This window comes from Paenibacillus sp. J31TS4 (assembly GCF_018403265.1).
In the GTDB taxonomy this organism is placed as follows: Bacteria; Bacillota; Bacilli; order Paenibacillales; family NBRC-103111; genus J31TS4.
Window position 1 is genome coordinate 341,322 of record NZ_BOSI01000002.1, and the last position, 15,346, is coordinate 356,667.

The window sequence follows — 15,346 nt, forward strand, 5'->3', positions numbered from 1 at the left end:
GCGGACCGGCGCGCGGCGCCGGCTCCGTACGGCTCCGGTTTCACGGCAGGCCGAAACGGGCAGTCCGGCTTAAGACGAAGCAAGCATCTTCGCAAAGTGCAAAAAAAACAAGGGGGACTGGATATGATAGAAGTCACGCTGGATCGGGTGAGCAAGCAGTTCGGCGGGGCCAAGGGCGTCGAAAACGTGGACATCCGCATCAAGCCGGGCGAATTTTTTACGTTCCTCGGGCCAAGCGGCTGCGGCAAGACGACGACCCTCCGCATGATCGCCGGATTCTATTACCCGAGCGATGGACGCATCCTGTTCGGAGACCGCGACGTGACCAACATGCCGCCGAACAAACGCAATACCGGAATGGTGTTTCAGAACTACGCCTTGTTTCCTCACATGACCGTCTTCGAGAATATTGCTTTCGGTCTCCAAGTCCGCAAAAAAAGCAAGGCGGAGATTCGGGATAAGGTGACGCGCGCCCAAAAGCTCGTGCATCTGGACGGCTACGGCGACCGCCGCATCGACCAGCTGTCGGGCGGTCAGCAGCAGAGGGTAGCGCTGGCGCGCGCCTTGGTGATCGAACCGAATATTCTCCTGCTCGACGAGCCGCTCTCGAACCTCGACGCTAAGCTGCGCGAGGAAACGCGCCAGGAGATCAAGAGGCTGCAGCTGGAGCTTGGCATCACGACCATCTATGTTACGCACGACCAATCCGAAGCGATGTCGATGTCCGACCGGATCATGGTCATGAAGGACGGCGTCGTGCAGCAGATCGGCACGCCGCACGACATCTACAACCGGCCGGTTAACCAGTTCGTCGCGTCGTTTATCGGCGAGTCGAATCTATGGGAGGGCACGGTCGAACAGGCGGGCGGCGACGAGATCCGCGTCCGTCTGACCCCGGACTTGGTGCTGACCGGCCTGGCGGTCAACGCCTCGCCGGAGTGCCGGCTCGCGGCAGGGCAAAAGGTGACCCTGTCGGTCCGGCCGGAGGCGATTCACGAAGCGGGCGCCGCCGAGCAGGGAGGCGAGAACGCCATAACGGCCAAGGTAGTGCTGTCGGAGTTCACCGGCGTCAGCATGAACTATATCGCACAGACAGGTCCTCTTGCCGTGAAAGCGATGTTCGTCGGCCAGGGACACCGGATGAGGGAGAGAGATGAGACCATCCGCTTCATCGTGCCGCGGGAGAGCATCTATTTTGTAGGATAAGGAGGCGAACCAAGCCGATGAACAAACCGCAACTGACCCCGCCTCCGGTCCGACAGACCGGCAGGTGGACCTCGATCACGACATCGCCGAACTTCGTCTATGTGCTGATTGCGCCGCTGTTCCTCATCCTGCTGGCCTATGTCATCTATCCGTTTTTCCAGACATTCCTGCAGAGTGTCAAGCTGGACGGCGCGCTGTCGCTCAAAAACTATGCCAAATTCTTCAGCCTGGAGCATACCTCGAACCTTGAGGCGCTCTGGACCAGCGTTTACATCTCCGTGCTGAGCGTTCTTACGTGCGGCATCGTGGGCGTCGCGATGGCGTTCCTGCTGGAGCGCTACGAGTTTCCGGGCCGCAAGCTGCTGTCGGTGCTCGTTCTGGTGCCGATGGCGCTGCCGCCGCTGATCGGGGTGCTGTCCTTTGAGTTTCTGTACGGCTCGAGCGGCATCATTCCGCGGGGACTGCAGCATCTTCTCCATCTGGAGAAGCCGCCCTTTACGCTCAAGGGTATCTGGGGCGTCCTCGTCGTCCATACGTTTACGATGTATACCTATTTCTATATGACGGCCTCCTCGGCGATCAAAGGACTTGACCCGTCGCTTGAGGAAGCGGCGGCCAATCTGGGGGCGGGCCGTCTGACGATCTGGCGCCGGGTCATTCTGCCGATGCTGACACCAGCCATCGTCGCCGCCTCGCTGCTCGTCTTCATGATCTCGATGGCTTCGTACACCGCGCCGCTTATCTTCGGAATCGAGCGGACCATGACGATGCAGATCTATCTGTCGCGCACGAACGGCGATCTCGACATGGCGGCAACACAGTCGACGCTTCTATCCATCGTCTCGATACTATTCCTCATCCTGATGAGATGGTACCAGAGCGCGCGGAACTACCAGAACATGAGCAAGGGCGTCAGCGTTCACCGTACCGAGGTGAAGAGCAAAGCCGGCCAATACGTCTCGATGGTGCTGTCCTTCCTGGGTGTGCTCATCCTGATGCTGCCGATTCTGGTCATCGTCCTGCTCGCCTTCTCCGAAGACGGCAAATGGACGACACAGGTGCTGCCGCCTTCCTATACACTTGACCACTTCAAGGATCTGTTCACCGACAGCAAGACCTGGCGGCCGATCGCCAATAGCTTCAAGATGAGCATCGCAGCGACGATCGGCAACCTGATCTTCGGCGTCGCAGCGGCCTACGCCATCGTGCGCATGAATTTCAAAGGCAAAACGCTGCTCGATATTCTGATTATGCTGCCCTGGGCGCTGCCCGGCACCGTCGTAGCGGTCAACCTGATCACCGCGTTCAGCGAGCCGAACGTCTTCTCGTTCGGACAGGTGCTGATCGGCAGCTTCTGGATCCTGCCGCTCGCTTACTTCGTGCGGCATCTGCCGCTCATCTTCCGTTCGACCTCGTCAACGCTCATGCAGACGGACCGGTCGGTTGAGGAGGCGGCGCGCAATCTGGGCGCCTCCTGGTGGTATACGTTCCGCCGCGTCGTCTTCCCGATGGCGCTGAGCGGGATTCTGGCGGGCACACTGCTGGCGCTCGTCGAGGGCATCGGCGAGTTCGTCGCTTCGATTCTGCTCTACACGAACCGCACGACGCCGGTCTCCGTGGAGATCTTCCAGCGGATGTACGCGTTTGAATTCGGCACCGCCTGTGCCTACGGGGTGCTCCAGATCGTAATGATCATTCTTGTGCTTTATGTCTCCCGCAAGCTGACCGGCGGCAACGCCGGCTCGGCGATCTGACGGGAGCACAATACGGTCAGCTGTTCTTGAACTGACGGCAAGACGTTTTCGTACGACTGCAAGACGTGGATTGGTTCATTGCGCGTGCGGCGTCCTCCTTTTACGGGGGCGTCCCGCGATAATGATATAGGCGGGTGCCGCAAGGCCCTGCCGCCATTACGCTTGAAGGAGGAGAAACGATTGAGTCAAGCAAGCGCAAACCGTAAGACCAAAAAGTGGGTGGCCGCGTCCATCAGTCTGACGCTGGCGGGCACGCTGGCGATGCCGGCCGTACCGCAGCAAGCGTCCGCCGACCGGGGTGTAGTCGACCTATGGAAGGCGATCAAGCCGCTCACCACCATTGCAAGCGCCATGAACACGGGTGCCCATCCGGATGATGAGCACAGCGCGACACTCGCGTATCTTTCTTTGGGGCTGGGCGTCGATACATACAGTGTCATTGCCAACCGCGGAGAGGGCGGCCAGAATGAAATCGGCAGCGAGCTGGGCAATGCGCTCGGCATTATCCGGACGCGCGAGCTTCAGGAGGCGTCCAAAATCACCAACGTGACGCTCGCGAATTTGAGCCAGAAGCTCGACGATCCGATCTATGACTTCGGGTTTTCCAAAAGTCCCGACGAGACGCTGGCCAAATGGGGAGAGGACGTCGCGTACGAGCGGCTCATCCGGCAAATCCGCGAGAAGCGGCCGGACGTTCTCATTCCGGCGTTCCTCAACGAGCCGTCGACGCACGGCCATCACCGGGCGATCAACGTGCTGACCGAGCGGGCGTTCAAGGATGCAGGAGATCCCAAAGTATTCCCGAAGCAGCTGGAGGAAGGGCTCGCTCCGTGGCAGCCCAAGAAGCTGTATGTCCCGGGCTCCGACAAAGCCTATGACGCCGCTTTGCCGGTCGGCGAATACAACGAGCTGTACGGGGCTTCGTATTCCCAGCTGGGAGAGGAATCCCGGTATATGCACAAGAGCCAGGGGATGGGGCGTCAGGTGGACGAAGGCCCCAAGAATGCTTACTACAAGCTTCAAGGCTCGGCGAACGGCAAGCAGGCGGGCAACAAACCGGAGACGTCGTTCTTCGGCGGCATCGCCTTCACGTTCGACGATCTCGCCCGGGAGCTCGAAGCCAAGGGCAAGGACAACAAGATCGCGAAGCAGCTGAAGACGCTGCAAAAGGATGCGGACGAAGTCATCGCGGCTTATCCGGCGTTCGCCGAGGTGGCGCGGGAGGTTCACGAGATGAAAGCCGACGTCACGGCCGCGGTCGAGCAGGTGAAGGCGTCGTCGCTGGACGATGCGGTGAAGACGGACCTGCTGCATCGGCTCGGCGTGAAGGAGAAGCAGCTGGACAAAGCGAGCCAGGAGGCGGCCTCGGTCGTCGTGAAGGTGAAGCCGGAAACCGGCGAGCTCGTTCCGGGACAGAAGACCAAGGTCACCGTGACCGCCTTCAACGGGGGCGGCGCAGCGCTGAGCGGCATTCGCCTGAAGCTGAACGTGCCTGAGGGCTGGAGCGCAAAGCCGGCCGGAACGGCAGAGTTCGGCAAGCTCGGCAGAAACGAGACGGTGAAGACGGAATTCGAGGTGACCGTGCCGAATCAGGCGACGGATTTCAATCCGTACGCAGAGCCGATGGTCACGGCGGACGTCCAGTACACCGCTTTCGGAACGGCCGCTTCCCTGCATGCGGTGCCGGACAACGCAGTAGCTGTCCTCCCGCCGGTCGCCCTGTCGCTTAGTCCAGAGGCGGCAGTGCTCAATACGCTGAAGCCGGAAGACGCGGTGCCCGTCAAGGTGACGGCGACAAACTACACGCCGGGGGCCGAGAAAGCGAGCGTGACGCTGAAGGCGCCGGAGGGCTGGACGGTAGAGCCTGCTGTTCAGGAGATCAGCTTCGCGGCCAAGAACGAAACCAAGGCGGTTGAATTTTCCGTGAAGGCTCCGGCGGGCGTCAAGCCGGGCAGCTACAGCCTGTCGGCGATCGCAGGCGACGGCAAATCGGACAGCAGCCGGACGGTTCAGGTCATCCAGTACCCGCACATCGGCAAGACGTACTACGTCAAGCCGGCGAAGCTCGCCATTCAGGCGTTCGACCTTAAGGTGCCGCAAGGGCTCAAGGTCGGCTACATCTCCAGCGGCTTCGATAATATCGATCAAGTGCTGCGCCAGGTGGGCGTGAACGTAACGAATCTGGACGCGAAAGAGATCCAGTTCGGCGATTTGTCCCAGTATGACACCATCGTGCTCGGCATCCGAGCCTACGCCTTCCGGCCGGAGCTCATCCCGAGCAACCAGCGGCTGCTCGATTATGCCAAAAACGGCGGCAACCTGGTCGTCCAATACCACAAGCCCGAGGACAAATGGAAGCCGGAGCTCGCCCCGTATCCGATCACGATCGGCCAGCCGCTCATCGAATGGCGCGTGACGGACGAGGCCTCCAAGGTGACGATGCTGGCTCCGGAGCATCCGATCTTCAACGTGCCGAACAAAATTACCGATGCGGATTGGGACAACTGGATCCAGGACCGCTCCGCCTATAACCCGTCCGAGTGGGGCAAGGAGTACACCCAGCTCATCTCGAACGGCGACCCGGGCGAGAAGGAATTCACCGGCACGTTCCTGACGGCGGACTACGGCAAGGGCACGTATACGTACAGCTCGCTCGTCTGGTACCGTGAGCTGCCGAGTCTCGTGCCGGGAGCGATCCGGATGTTCGTCAACATGGTCAGCCTCAAGCAGGACGGCGCGGTCGCAGCAGCTCCGGCCGCGGCGCCCGCTGTCGAGCCGGTAGCGGTTCCTTAAAGAATCTATCGCTAGAGACGCGGCCGGGTCGGCTGCGTCCGGAGCGGACTACCCCGTAAGGAGCGGAAGGAGGCGGTTGGGAACGGTGCGGGGTGGTGCCCCGTACCGTTGCCCTTCCGTCGTTCCCTTCTTCCGGACGGTGGCAAGAAAGAGAGGAGGAGCCTGCTTCAACCGCCGGGTATGGCGGTACGCCAGGTCAAGCCGGACAGCGACTTTCTCGATTCAGTGGAGCCGGCAGCCTGCTAAGCGAAAGGAGGTGACCATGATGCACATCGTTCAAGTCCACGGACGGGAGGCCGAGCAGGCTTTCCGGGAAGCGAAGTTCGCCGTTGTCCCGCTCGGCAGTATCGAGTACCACGGCCCGCATTCGCCCCTCGGCACGGACCTGCTGCTCGCGCAGGGGTTCGCGGAGCGGATCGACCCGGCCCTCCGGCCCCTTCTGTATCCGGCGATCCCTTATACGGCCTGTCCGGGCAAGACCACGGATTATCCCGGGACGATTGCGGTTCCGCCGGACACGTTTCACCAATACCTGGCTGCCGTGCTGGACGGCATCTGCCGGACCGGCCTGCGCCGGATCCTGCTTCTGAACGCCCACGACGGCAACATCGGCGCTTCGCGGACAGTCGCGGAGGAGATAACCGGGCGGTGGAAGGATGCGAGCCTGCTGCTGGTCAACTGGTGGCAGATGGCGGCGGTCGATGCGCCCGAGAAGCTCGGCTTGTTCACCGGGACGACGGGCCGGGGCCATGGAGGCCCTTATGAGATGTCGGCCGTCAAGGCGCTCCATCCCGAGCTGGTCGAGGTGCGCAAGGAGGACGAAGAGCTGGCGGCTCCACCGCCGCTCTCCAGTCTCCCTTACGTGCTGGTCGAGGGCACGCCCCGAGGCTGGAACGGCTATACTGGGTCCATCCGCCAGATCTCACTTGAAGCGGGGGAATGGATTGCCGGCGAAGTGAGCGGCAATCTGAACCGGCTCCTGGCCCGCTGGCTGGAGGGGGGAGGAACGGGCCCGGAAGGATCCGGGTCCGGATCAGCATGAATCGCTGCAAGGGGAATTGCCCGGACGAATCCGGCCGTTTCGCCGGCAACCAAATAGAACTTCGAGAAAGGATCTGGACAACATGAGAAATCGGGAACAAATCCTACAGGAAGAAGGAGCGCGCTTCCCAGGCCGCACCTATACGGAGGCGGTGCTGGAGCCGGCGTTCGAGGAAGCGAAGACGAACCTGCTCGATCCGATGATGGCGATCAACAAGGCGCATCTCATTATGCTGAAGGAGCAGGGACTGGTGAGCGGGGAGGAGGCCGAACGCATCGCGGAGGCGCTCCGCGGCCTCGATCTCGGGGCATTGCGGCAGTCGACGTATACCGGGCAGTTCGAGGACTTGTTCTTCCAGGTTGAGCATGAACTTCTCGAGGCGGCTGGCGACATCGCAGGCAATCTGCACCTGGCGCGCAGCCGCAACGACATGGGCATCGCGATCTACCGGATGGTGCTGCGCGAGAAGCTGCTCGTGACGCTGAATGGGGCGCTCGCCCTGAAAAGCCAGCTTCTGGCGTTCGCGGAGGAGCACGCCGATACGATCATGATCGGCTATACGCATACGCAGCAGGCCCAGCCGACGACGCTCGCCCACTATATTATGGCGGTTGTGGATTCGCTGGACCGCGACATCCGGCGTATGCAGGCTGCCTACGCGAACTGCAACCGGAGCAGTATGGGTTCGGCTGCGCTGACGACCTCCGGCTTCGCCATCAGCCGGGAGCGGATGCAGCAGCTGCTCGGCTTCGACGAGCTGATCTACAACTCCTACGACGCGATCGGCGGCGCCGACTATGTGGGCGAGATCATGACGGCGGTCCAGCTCGCCGCCATCAACCTCGGCCGGTCGACGCAGGATTTTCTGCTCTGGTGTACCCAAGAGTTCGGCGCTCTGCGCGCTGCCGACCCGTACGTGCAGATCAGCTCGATCATGCCGCAAAAGCGGAACCCGGTGTCGTTCGAGCATATGCGCGCCCTACTGTCCAGCTGCGTGGGCAACACCCAGACGGTGCTCACGATGATGCACAATACGCCGTTTGGCGATATCGTCGATACCGAGGACGACATGCAGCCGTATGCGTGGAAAGCACTTGGCGTGCTCGACCGGATGTACCGGCTGCTGTCCTGCGTCATCGGCACGATGGACGTGAACAAGGACGTCCTCCGCGAGCGGACCGAGGGAAGCTACGCGATCGTGACCGAGCTGGCGGATACGCTGGTGCGTACCGACGGCCTCTCGTTCCGCAACGCCCATCACATCGTCAGCGCCGTCGTGAAGCGCGGGGTAGCGGAGGGACGTGCCGCTAGCGAGATCACGCTCGATCTGGTGAACGAGGCGGCGCAGGCCGTGATCGGCCGTAAGCTGGCGCTCAGCGAGGAGCAGCTGCGTCTCGCGCTGGATCCGGAGCATTTTGTTGCCATTCGTACCTTGCCGGGCGGTCCCGCCCCTGCCGAGATCCGGCGTACGATCGAGAAGCGCAGAGCTAGCCAGCGGAGCGAGGAAGAATGGCTCGCCGCCGCACGCAGCCAAACGGCCAGTGCCCTGGCGGAGCTTGACCGCACGCTGGCCGGCTGGAGCGAAGCACAATGAACACCGCCAGAGTCCCACTTCTTGCCGTGGACGGCGGGGGCACCAAATGTCTGGCCGTGTTCACCGACGCGGCGGGGGCGATGCTGGCGACCGGCCGCGCGGGCTCCTGCAACTACCAGGGGGCTGGCCGGGACGCGGCGGCGCTTGAGCTGACGCGGGCGATCCGGGAGGCCAAGCGGCAGCTGGCCGCCGCCTCCGACGGACCCGAAGGCTCCCCGGCACTGGCCGAGTCGGCCGGGGCGGCCGCGGGAGAAGCGGCGGCCGCGGGCGAGCCGGCCGGGGAGACCCTTCATGTCGCGTGCGCGGTGTTCGGCCTGGCCGGTCTTGACACGGAGTATGACCGGCACATCGTCGAATCGCTGGTTGCCGAGGCGCTTGCCGAAGCCGGCGTGAGCACCGGCCGGGTGATCGTCGAGAACGACGGGCTGGCCGCGCTGCTCGGCGCGACGGGCGGCGACCCCGGCGTCCTCCTGATCGCCGGCACCGGCTCGATCGTGTACGGCATCAACGCGGAAGGCGTCAGCGCGCGGGCCGGAGGCTGGGGCCACCGCGTTGGCGACGAGGGCAGCGGCTACTGGATCGCCAAGCAGGCAGTCACCGCGGCACTCCGCGGCTTTGACGGACGCGGCGTCCAGACGGCGCTGACAGAGAAGCTGCTCGCGCATCTGGGCCTCGCGTCGGAGGAGGAGCTGTTCAACTGGGTATACTCCGCCGACTACAGCGTCGATCGCGCAGCGGAGCTGAGCCGGCTCGTCAGCGAGGCGGAGCGCGCGGGCGATGCCGCTGCACGCTCCATCCTGGAGGCAGCTGCCGACGAGCTGTTCGAGGGAGCGCAGGCGGTGATCGACCGCCTGGGCATGAAGGACCGGGTCTTCTCGGTCGTGCTCCAGGGAGGCGTGCTGCAGCACGACACGCTGGTCCGCAGCAGGCTGGCCGAACGCATCCGTCAGGCCGCGCCTGGCGCCCGGATCGACGAGGCCAAGAAGGAGCCGATTTACGGCGTTATCGCGCAGGGACTGCGTCTTTTGGGACAATCCACATAGACAAGTTGATAGAGAAAGAGTACGGTATAGAGAGAGGATAGACAAAGGGGAACTTTAAGAAGGGGATCGTTTGACATGGGCAAAACCATTTTGTTTGTATTCGCGCATCCAGACGACGAATCGTTCGCCTGCGGAGGGACGATGGCCAAGTACGCCGAACGGGGACATGACGTGTACCTGGTGTGCGCCACCTCCGGATGCAAAGGAAAATCGGGCGAATATTCGCTCGCCTGCAGACAAGAAAAGGCCCGCCACCGGGAAACGGAACTGAGAACGGCAGCAGAGGTGCTGGGAATCAAGGAAGTTATACTGTACCGCTATCCCGACGGAGCGCTCGCCGAACAGTGCGTGCGCCAGCTGTCGGAACAAATCGCCGGAACGATCGCAGGACTAAAGCCGCACACGGTGGTGACCTTTCCGCCGGACGGCGTAACCGGGCATCCCGATCATATCGCCATCTCCCGGGCGGTGGAGGAAGCCGTCAAGCGAACGGAGCCGCTGCTGCCGGAACCACCCGATCTGTGGTTCGTCTCCATCCCTCACTATTACGATTACTGCGAGGACCGAGGCCCGTCCGACCGGTGCCCGATCACGGCCCGTGTCGACATCCGGGCGTTCCGGACGCGCAAGGGAAGGGCGCTCCAGGCGCACCGCAGCCAAATTTATTCGGTGAACCGAGCTTATCCCGGCGTCATGGAAGGCGACTACAAGGTGATTTGTCCGTACGAATATTATACGCTTGTCCGCACCGGCGGCCGTGCCATTCCGGTGCCCGGCTCGGCGTGTGAGCAGCCTGTACTTGAGCTGGTCTAGGCCAACCGGCTGGCACAGGCGGTCTACCTATGCATACCGAATCCCCCGTATCCGTATCCGGACCGGGGGATTTCTGCTTCACTTGCCTCGCAAGTGTATGGTTCAGAAATTAGGAAAGCGTGATCTCCATCCTTGCTGACAATGGCTCAAGAGCTTCCCTTTTTACCCATTGCTCTCCGTTCCATATAACGACAGCAAGATTAAAGGAATATTCTTGCCACTTCCGAAAATATAATCTTCCCACACCTATTTCTCCAAATCCTTCATAACCCTGTTCTAGTAGATTGTTCGTGACAGAGAGGTTTAAATCAAGCGTTTTGACGCCAATTAAGACATCAATAATCGGTTTTGCACTCATTCCTTGTACAGATGTGCTTCCGAAATGTTGGATATCTATAACATCTTCTCCGAAAGCCTTCAATAGATTAGCCTTTTCGCTTTGAAATAAAGAATTCCACTTTTCATCGTAAGGAACCACACTGATTCTTTCATCGATTTCCATTTTTTCACCCACTTGTTGGCGTATTGTAGGCCCCAAACACTCGTTAGCCAGCTTTAATAACTGTATGGTGGTGAAATTTGGTTTTTGTCACGTTGCGAAAAAGCATTTTTAAAAGTCCATGCTAAATGGCTAAATACCCCGATCCCGGGTAGGGATCGGGGTATTCATGCCGTGTGCAGTGGGAGACGGAGAAGGAGGACTGGCAAACCGGGGCAGCCAAGGCCAACTATGCTGCGCCCGCCAACGGCGGCGTCCGCCCGCACAGCCTACCGCAGGCGGCCGAGCACCGCCTCAGTCTCGCGGACGAGCGCTTCGACGATCGCCTCGGCCCGTCCGGTCCGCGCCAAACCGGCGGCCTGGCCCGCCCACAGCGACAGATAGGCGGGCTCGTCCCGCTTGGCGGCCGCCTGGCGGATGTCCCGCGTCAGCGCGTTCTGGACGGGGTACGGCGGCAGTGTATCCGCCGCCGGGTCCAGCTCCGCCATGAACGCGTTGCGGACGCCGCGCGCGGGCTTGCCGGAGAAGGCGCGCGTCAGCGAGGTGCCGCTGTCGGCCGCCGCCCGCACGGCCGCCTTGTGCTGCGGATGCGCCCCGCTCTCGTCGCAGGCGAGGAACGCGCTGCCGAGCTGCGCCCCCGCCGCGCCAAGCGCCAGCGCCGCCGCAACCCCGCGGCCGTCCATAATGCCGCCGGCCGCGATGACTGGGACGCGCACCGCATCCGCGGCCTGCGGCACGAGCGCCATCGTGCCGACGAGCGCCTCGCCGTGCGGCCCGGCGAAGGTCCCGCGGTGGCCGCCGGCTTCGCTGCCCTGCGCCGTAATCGCGTCGACGCCGGCCTGCTCGAGCTGCACCGCCTCGGCGGTCGTCGTCGCCGTGCCGATCGTGACGATGCCGAGCCGCTTCAGTTCAGCCAGCTCCTCGGGCGCAGGGAGGCCGAACGTGAAGCTGAACACCGGCACGCGCTCCTCGAGCACGACCGCCAGCTGGGCGTCGTACGACTCGGCGAAAGCGGCGGGCAGCTGCGGCTCGGGCAGTCCGAGCTTAGCGCGGATTCCCGCCATCCGGCGCTGGGTGTCCGCGATCTGCGTATCATCAACGGAATACGGCTCCGGGATGAACAGGTTGACGGCGAACGGCCGGTCGGTCTGCTCCCGGATGGAGCGAATCGCCGTGCGGATCGCGTCCGGCGTCAGATAGCCCGCGCCGAGCGTGCCGAGGCCGCCCGCCCGGGAGACGGCCGCGACCAGCTCGGGCGTCGTCGTGCCGCCGGCCATGCCGGCCTGGATAAGCGGATAGCGGATGGAGAGCAGTTCGGTAAGAGGGGTAGTGGACCACATGGTGTTCAGCTCCTTCGTAGGCTGTGTCAGGCTAAAGAGAGTGGCTCCCGCCCGTTCGTTCTCGGTTCCTCTCATCTTAACGCAATTTCTCGGAATCCGCATCCGCCTGACCATCCTAGTTAGACGGCCCCAAGAGCCTCTTAGAGGGTCTTAGAGCCTTATACGGCCAGCCGCCGCTTAACCCGTGTTAGAGAGCCCCTGAGACACCGGCAGGCGCTTGGAGCAGCGTGCCCGGTGCAGCGCCCAGCTTGCGAACCTCAATCGTGCCCGTGTATCGGGCAGGCAGCCGGACGTCCGCCTCGATCCCGCCGGGTACCGTAACCTGGATCGCGAGGTGCCCGGCTCGCAGCACGCGCCAAGCGACGTCTATGCGTCCCTCGCCGGGCAGCGGAACACTTCCTTTGGCCCAGAGCAGATCGGCTGGCTGCGGCTCGATTGTCACCCGGGTCCAGCCCGGCTCGGCCGCCTGGACGCCGAGGACGCTGGCGCCCAAAAAATAGCCGGGGGCCGCGGACCAGGCATGGCAGTGGCTCCGGGTCAGCTCCGTCGGAATGACCTCGCCGCCGGCGTCCCGCTTCAGATACATTTCCCAGCAGGTGGTTGCGCCGTAATCGATCATCTGCCCGTACTGCAGCCGCATGTCATCCAGCATCCGGCGGTACTCGCCCATCCGGGCGAGCGCCTCGTAATAGAAAAAGGACATGAACGGACTGCCGATCGGCACAAAGTCCTTCGGAGACTCGAGCAGATATTTCTCGAGTGTTCGTTTTCTCTCCTCCTCGGCGATCTCGCACAGATAAGCGACCGTCTGGGTCTGCATGCTGAAGATAGAGGAGAGGCGGCCGTCCGTATGGATGCAGTCGAGATAAGCCTGCTTTTCCTCCGACCACAGATGCCGGTTCACGGCTTCCTTGAGCCTCTCGGCGGCTTCCCGGTATACGGCTGCCTGTTCGCCTTTTCCCGCGGTCTCTCCAAGCTCGGCAGCGCTGCGAAGAGCTTTGACCAGGAACATGGTCTGGTGGGAGACGACTCCCTCCCGCGGCTGATCGATCGGCGCCCAGTCCAGGAAGTTCCAGGCGTCCATGCTGAGAAGCCCGCGCTCGTCGAGCAGCTGCAGATAATGATCGAGCGTAAAGGAGACATGGGACCACATCGATTCGGCGAACGCCGAGTCTCCCGTCCGCACGTAATACTCCTGGCAGGCCATGACCCAGAAGAAGGTCCAGTTCGGAATCACGCTGTTCCAGCCGCTTGGCACCTGATCGACGTACAGCGGCGTCTGCTCCCGGGAGCCGGGAACGAGCTCGAGGCAGCGGCGCACGAGCTCCTCGCTTCCAAACAGATAATTCGCGACCAGCGCCTCGTTGCGGGCGTCGCCGACCCAGAACGTCTGCTCATAGGCCGGGCAATCCACGAACGTATCCTCCATGCACAGCTTGGTCGTTCTCCGGCTGATCTGCCAGATCTCGTTCAACAGCGGATCGGAGCACTGGAATTGCCCGACCTCGGGGACCGGATACGTGCTCTCGATGAGGTGAAGATCGTGCAGCTTCACCGGCTTGGTGGCACCCCTAACCGTAACCGCCAGATAACGGAAGCCGCGCCGAACCATGGAGGTGAACCGCTGCCGGCCTCCCCGGCAAATGTAACGGAACGTATTGTCTAGATAATGCGTGTGTTGGATCCAGCCGTCCGCCATATGCTCGAATCCATAGCCATCCACGATGGTTCCAGCCTCGGCCTCGATTTCGAATGTTACGGTGCCGACCGTTTGCCCGCCGAAGTCGAAGATCAGCTCCGTATCCATCCCTTCGAAAGCAGGTATGGATGCGGATACCGGGGCTGCGCTTGCGGCGAGCTGCAGTGCGGAGGGGACGGGCAGAGGCTCGTTTCGTTTCTTCCAGATGGAGAGCGTCATGACGGATTCCGGGCTGACGAAGGCGCTCGGCATGGGGCGCAGCCTGCTCGTGTCTTGCAGCAGCGCTGTGGGGTCCGCCGCTTGGCCCGCTTCGCGGAATTGCTCTACCTTGCGCGCATCCTCAGGCGCGAGAACATCCAGCGAAGCGGCCGGATCGGCGCACGCCGAGACGATGCGTTCTCGTTCCCGGTCGGCTTTGCTGAACTTGTGGTCGATATATTCATAGCATTCGAACGGCCCGAGCGTGACGAACGGAGAGAGCCCGCCGTCCTCGAGGGGTGAGAGGAGGCGGAAGCCGGCGTCGCAGTCGATTCCCATGAAGATGCCCCGCCCGTGATCGTTCCCCGCCAGCTCGAGGAGGAGCAGATTGTCCCCCTTGCGGAGCTCTGCATGCAAGTAATGCTCTGCCTTGCCGGCGCGCAGTTCTTTCTCGGCATAGCGGGTTCCATTCAGGATCAGCCCGGTAAAATGGGGCGGCACGTAAGCGAACCCGATCACGGCCCGGCACGGGGCTTCCGTCCGGATGACCGTGGCGGCATAGCCCGCGTAAACATACGGGTTGGCGTTGTCCTCGCTGCCTGGTGCCAGCTGGTTGCGAAGCTCGAGATTAGCCGTCCAGGGGAGAGAGGAGACGCGGCTCATCGCCTCTATGCGCACCGGGTAGACCGGCTGCTCTGTCAGCGGCGGAATCTCCCGGGGCTTCAGCGCGCGCCATGGTCCGGTGCCGGCTTTGCCCAGCTCCACAGCGAAGGCCCAGTCCGCATCGGAGTAGTCCGGCTCATGCCAATCCTCTCTCCAGGCTCGGCCGTCGATCCGTTCCGAGAAGGCGTGCTGGCAGCTCATGCGGGGCGCCCGGGGGTCCTGGCCCAGATGGCGGGACGTCCGCCAGGACCGGTCGGTTCCGATGCGCTCCGCCACCCCGCCCGCTTCGTTCCCCATCTCCAGCTGGGCGAGAAGGCCTCCTTTGCCGCGCACATAGTAAAAGGTGGACACGCCGTAGTGCTGGACGAGCACGGCCAGCGTATTGGTCCTGCCCGGCTTCAGCAAATGGCCGACGGGATAGGTGTCATAGGACTGCTCGAACGGCCAGCTGCGCACCGGTCCTCTTCCCGCCTGGACGCCGTTGACATACAGGACGTAGCGGGAGTCCGCCGTAATGGAGAGAGAAGCCTCACCGTCAAATGTCTCGGACAGCTCGAACGACTTGCGGAAACAGTGCCATTCGTTGCGCGGGCTCTCCGCCTCGCCGCCCCAGATCCAGCTTGCCTGCCAGTCGATTGCCGTGTGCTGCATGGTCGCATTCCTCCTGCTCAAGTAAGGGATCGTTCTTCTTCTTCCTTGCAG

Annotated in this window: 10 protein-coding genes; 7 read left to right on the top strand and 3 right to left on the bottom strand. The window is 62.6% G+C overall.

All coding sequences use genetic code 11. The features are described from left to right. The first annotated feature begins 123 nt into the window (after positions 1 to 123). From KJS47_RS12420 to KJS47_RS12450, 7 genes are all read left to right on the top strand, one after another. Positions 124 to 1,206, top strand: a complete 1,083-nt coding sequence (locus KJS47_RS12420) for an ABC transporter ATP-binding protein (protein ID WP_213525364.1) — start codon at positions 124 to 126, stop codon at positions 1,204 to 1,206. A 17-nt stretch (positions 1,207 to 1,223) separates the two neighbouring features. Beyond that, positions 1,224 to 2,960: an ABC transporter permease gene (locus KJS47_RS12425; RefSeq protein WP_213525365.1), complete on the top strand. Its 1,737-nt coding sequence runs from the start codon at positions 1,224 to 1,226 to the stop codon at positions 2,958 to 2,960. Positions 2,961 to 3,221: 261 nt separating this feature from the next. Continuing rightward, the gene (locus KJS47_RS12430; RefSeq protein ID WP_213525850.1) at positions 3,222 to 5,753 is read left to right on the top strand and encodes an NEW3 domain-containing protein; all 2,532 of its coding nucleotides are present in this window, start codon (positions 3,222 to 3,224) and stop codon (positions 5,751 to 5,753) included. Positions 5,754 to 6,015: 262 nt separating this feature from the next. Then, positions 6,016 to 6,795: a creatininase family protein gene (locus KJS47_RS12435; protein WP_249716336.1), complete on the top strand. Its 780-nt coding sequence runs from the start codon at positions 6,016 to 6,018 to the stop codon at positions 6,793 to 6,795. An 82-nt stretch (positions 6,796 to 6,877) separates the two neighbouring features. Next, a complete protein-coding gene (gene argH / locus KJS47_RS12440; RefSeq protein ID WP_213525366.1) occupies positions 6,878 to 8,389 on the top strand; it encodes an argininosuccinate lyase in 1,512 nt (503 codons plus the stop codon). Then, positions 8,386 to 9,432 carry an N-acetylglucosamine kinase gene (locus KJS47_RS12445; RefSeq protein WP_213525367.1) on the top strand — a complete coding sequence of 349 codons (1,047 nt, stop codon included), beginning with the start codon at positions 8,386 to 8,388 and terminating at the stop codon, positions 9,430 to 9,432. Before argH ends, KJS47_RS12445 begins: the two co-directional genes overlap by 4 nt. Positions 9,433 to 9,507: 75 nt before the next feature. Continuing rightward, positions 9,508 to 10,245, top strand: a complete 738-nt coding sequence (locus tag KJS47_RS12450) for a PIG-L deacetylase family protein (protein ID WP_213525368.1) — start codon at positions 9,508 to 9,510, stop codon at positions 10,243 to 10,245. Between the two features lie 109 nt (positions 10,246 to 10,354). Here the strand turns inward: KJS47_RS12450 and KJS47_RS12455 are convergent, their stop codons facing one another. The 3 genes from KJS47_RS12455 to KJS47_RS12465 all read right to left on the bottom strand — a co-directional run bounded on the left by KJS47_RS12455 (position 10,355) and on the right by KJS47_RS12465 (position 15,295). After that, the gene (locus KJS47_RS12455; protein ID WP_249716338.1) at positions 10,355 to 10,747 is read right to left on the bottom strand and encodes a GrpB family protein; all 393 of its coding nucleotides are present in this window, start codon (positions 10,745 to 10,747) and stop codon (positions 10,355 to 10,357) included. A gap of 266 nt (positions 10,748 to 11,013) precedes the next feature. Next, on the bottom strand, positions 11,014 to 12,084 hold the full coding sequence (locus tag KJS47_RS12460) for an NAD(P)H-dependent flavin oxidoreductase (RefSeq protein ID WP_213525369.1): 1,071 nt from the start codon (positions 12,082 to 12,084) through the stop codon (positions 11,014 to 11,016). A gap of 187 nt (positions 12,085 to 12,271) precedes the next feature. Further along, positions 12,272 to 15,295 carry a family 78 glycoside hydrolase catalytic domain gene (locus KJS47_RS12465; protein ID WP_213525370.1) on the bottom strand — a complete coding sequence of 1,008 codons (3,024 nt, stop codon included), beginning with the start codon at positions 15,293 to 15,295 and terminating at the stop codon, positions 12,272 to 12,274. Between the last annotated feature and the right edge of the window lie 51 nt (positions 15,296 to 15,346).

What these genes read in the sequence shown, in the direction of transcription:
- KJS47_RS12450 (WP_213525368.1), top strand. Translation starts at nt 9,508, where the DNA reads ATGGGCAAAACCATTTTGTTTGTATTCGCGCATCCAGACGACGAATCG.
- KJS47_RS12460 (WP_213525369.1), bottom strand. Translation starts at nt 12,084, where the DNA reads ATGTGGTCCACTACCCCTCTTACCGAACTGCTCTCCATCCGCTATCCG.
- KJS47_RS12420 (WP_213525364.1), top strand. Translation starts at nt 124, where the DNA reads ATGATAGAAGTCACGCTGGATCGGGTGAGCAAGCAGTTCGGCGGGGCC.
- argH (WP_213525366.1), top strand. Translation starts at nt 6,878, where the DNA reads ATGAGAAATCGGGAACAAATCCTACAGGAAGAAGGAGCGCGCTTCCCA.
- KJS47_RS12445 (WP_213525367.1), top strand. Translation starts at nt 8,386, where the DNA reads ATGAACACCGCCAGAGTCCCACTTCTTGCCGTGGACGGCGGGGGCACC.
- KJS47_RS12435 (WP_249716336.1), top strand. Translation starts at nt 6,016, where the DNA reads ATGATGCACATCGTTCAAGTCCACGGACGGGAGGCCGAGCAGGCTTTC.
- KJS47_RS12430 (WP_213525850.1), top strand. Translation starts at nt 3,222, where the DNA reads ATGCCGGCCGTACCGCAGCAAGCGTCCGCCGACCGGGGTGTAGTCGAC.
- KJS47_RS12455 (WP_249716338.1), bottom strand. Translation starts at nt 10,747, where the DNA reads ATGGAAATCGATGAAAGAATCAGTGTGGTTCCTTACGATGAAAAGTGG.
- KJS47_RS12425 (WP_213525365.1), top strand. Translation starts at nt 1,224, where the DNA reads ATGAACAAACCGCAACTGACCCCGCCTCCGGTCCGACAGACCGGCAGG.
- KJS47_RS12465 (WP_213525370.1), bottom strand. Translation starts at nt 15,295, where the DNA reads ATGCAGCACACGGCAATCGACTGGCAGGCAAGCTGGATCTGGGGCGGC.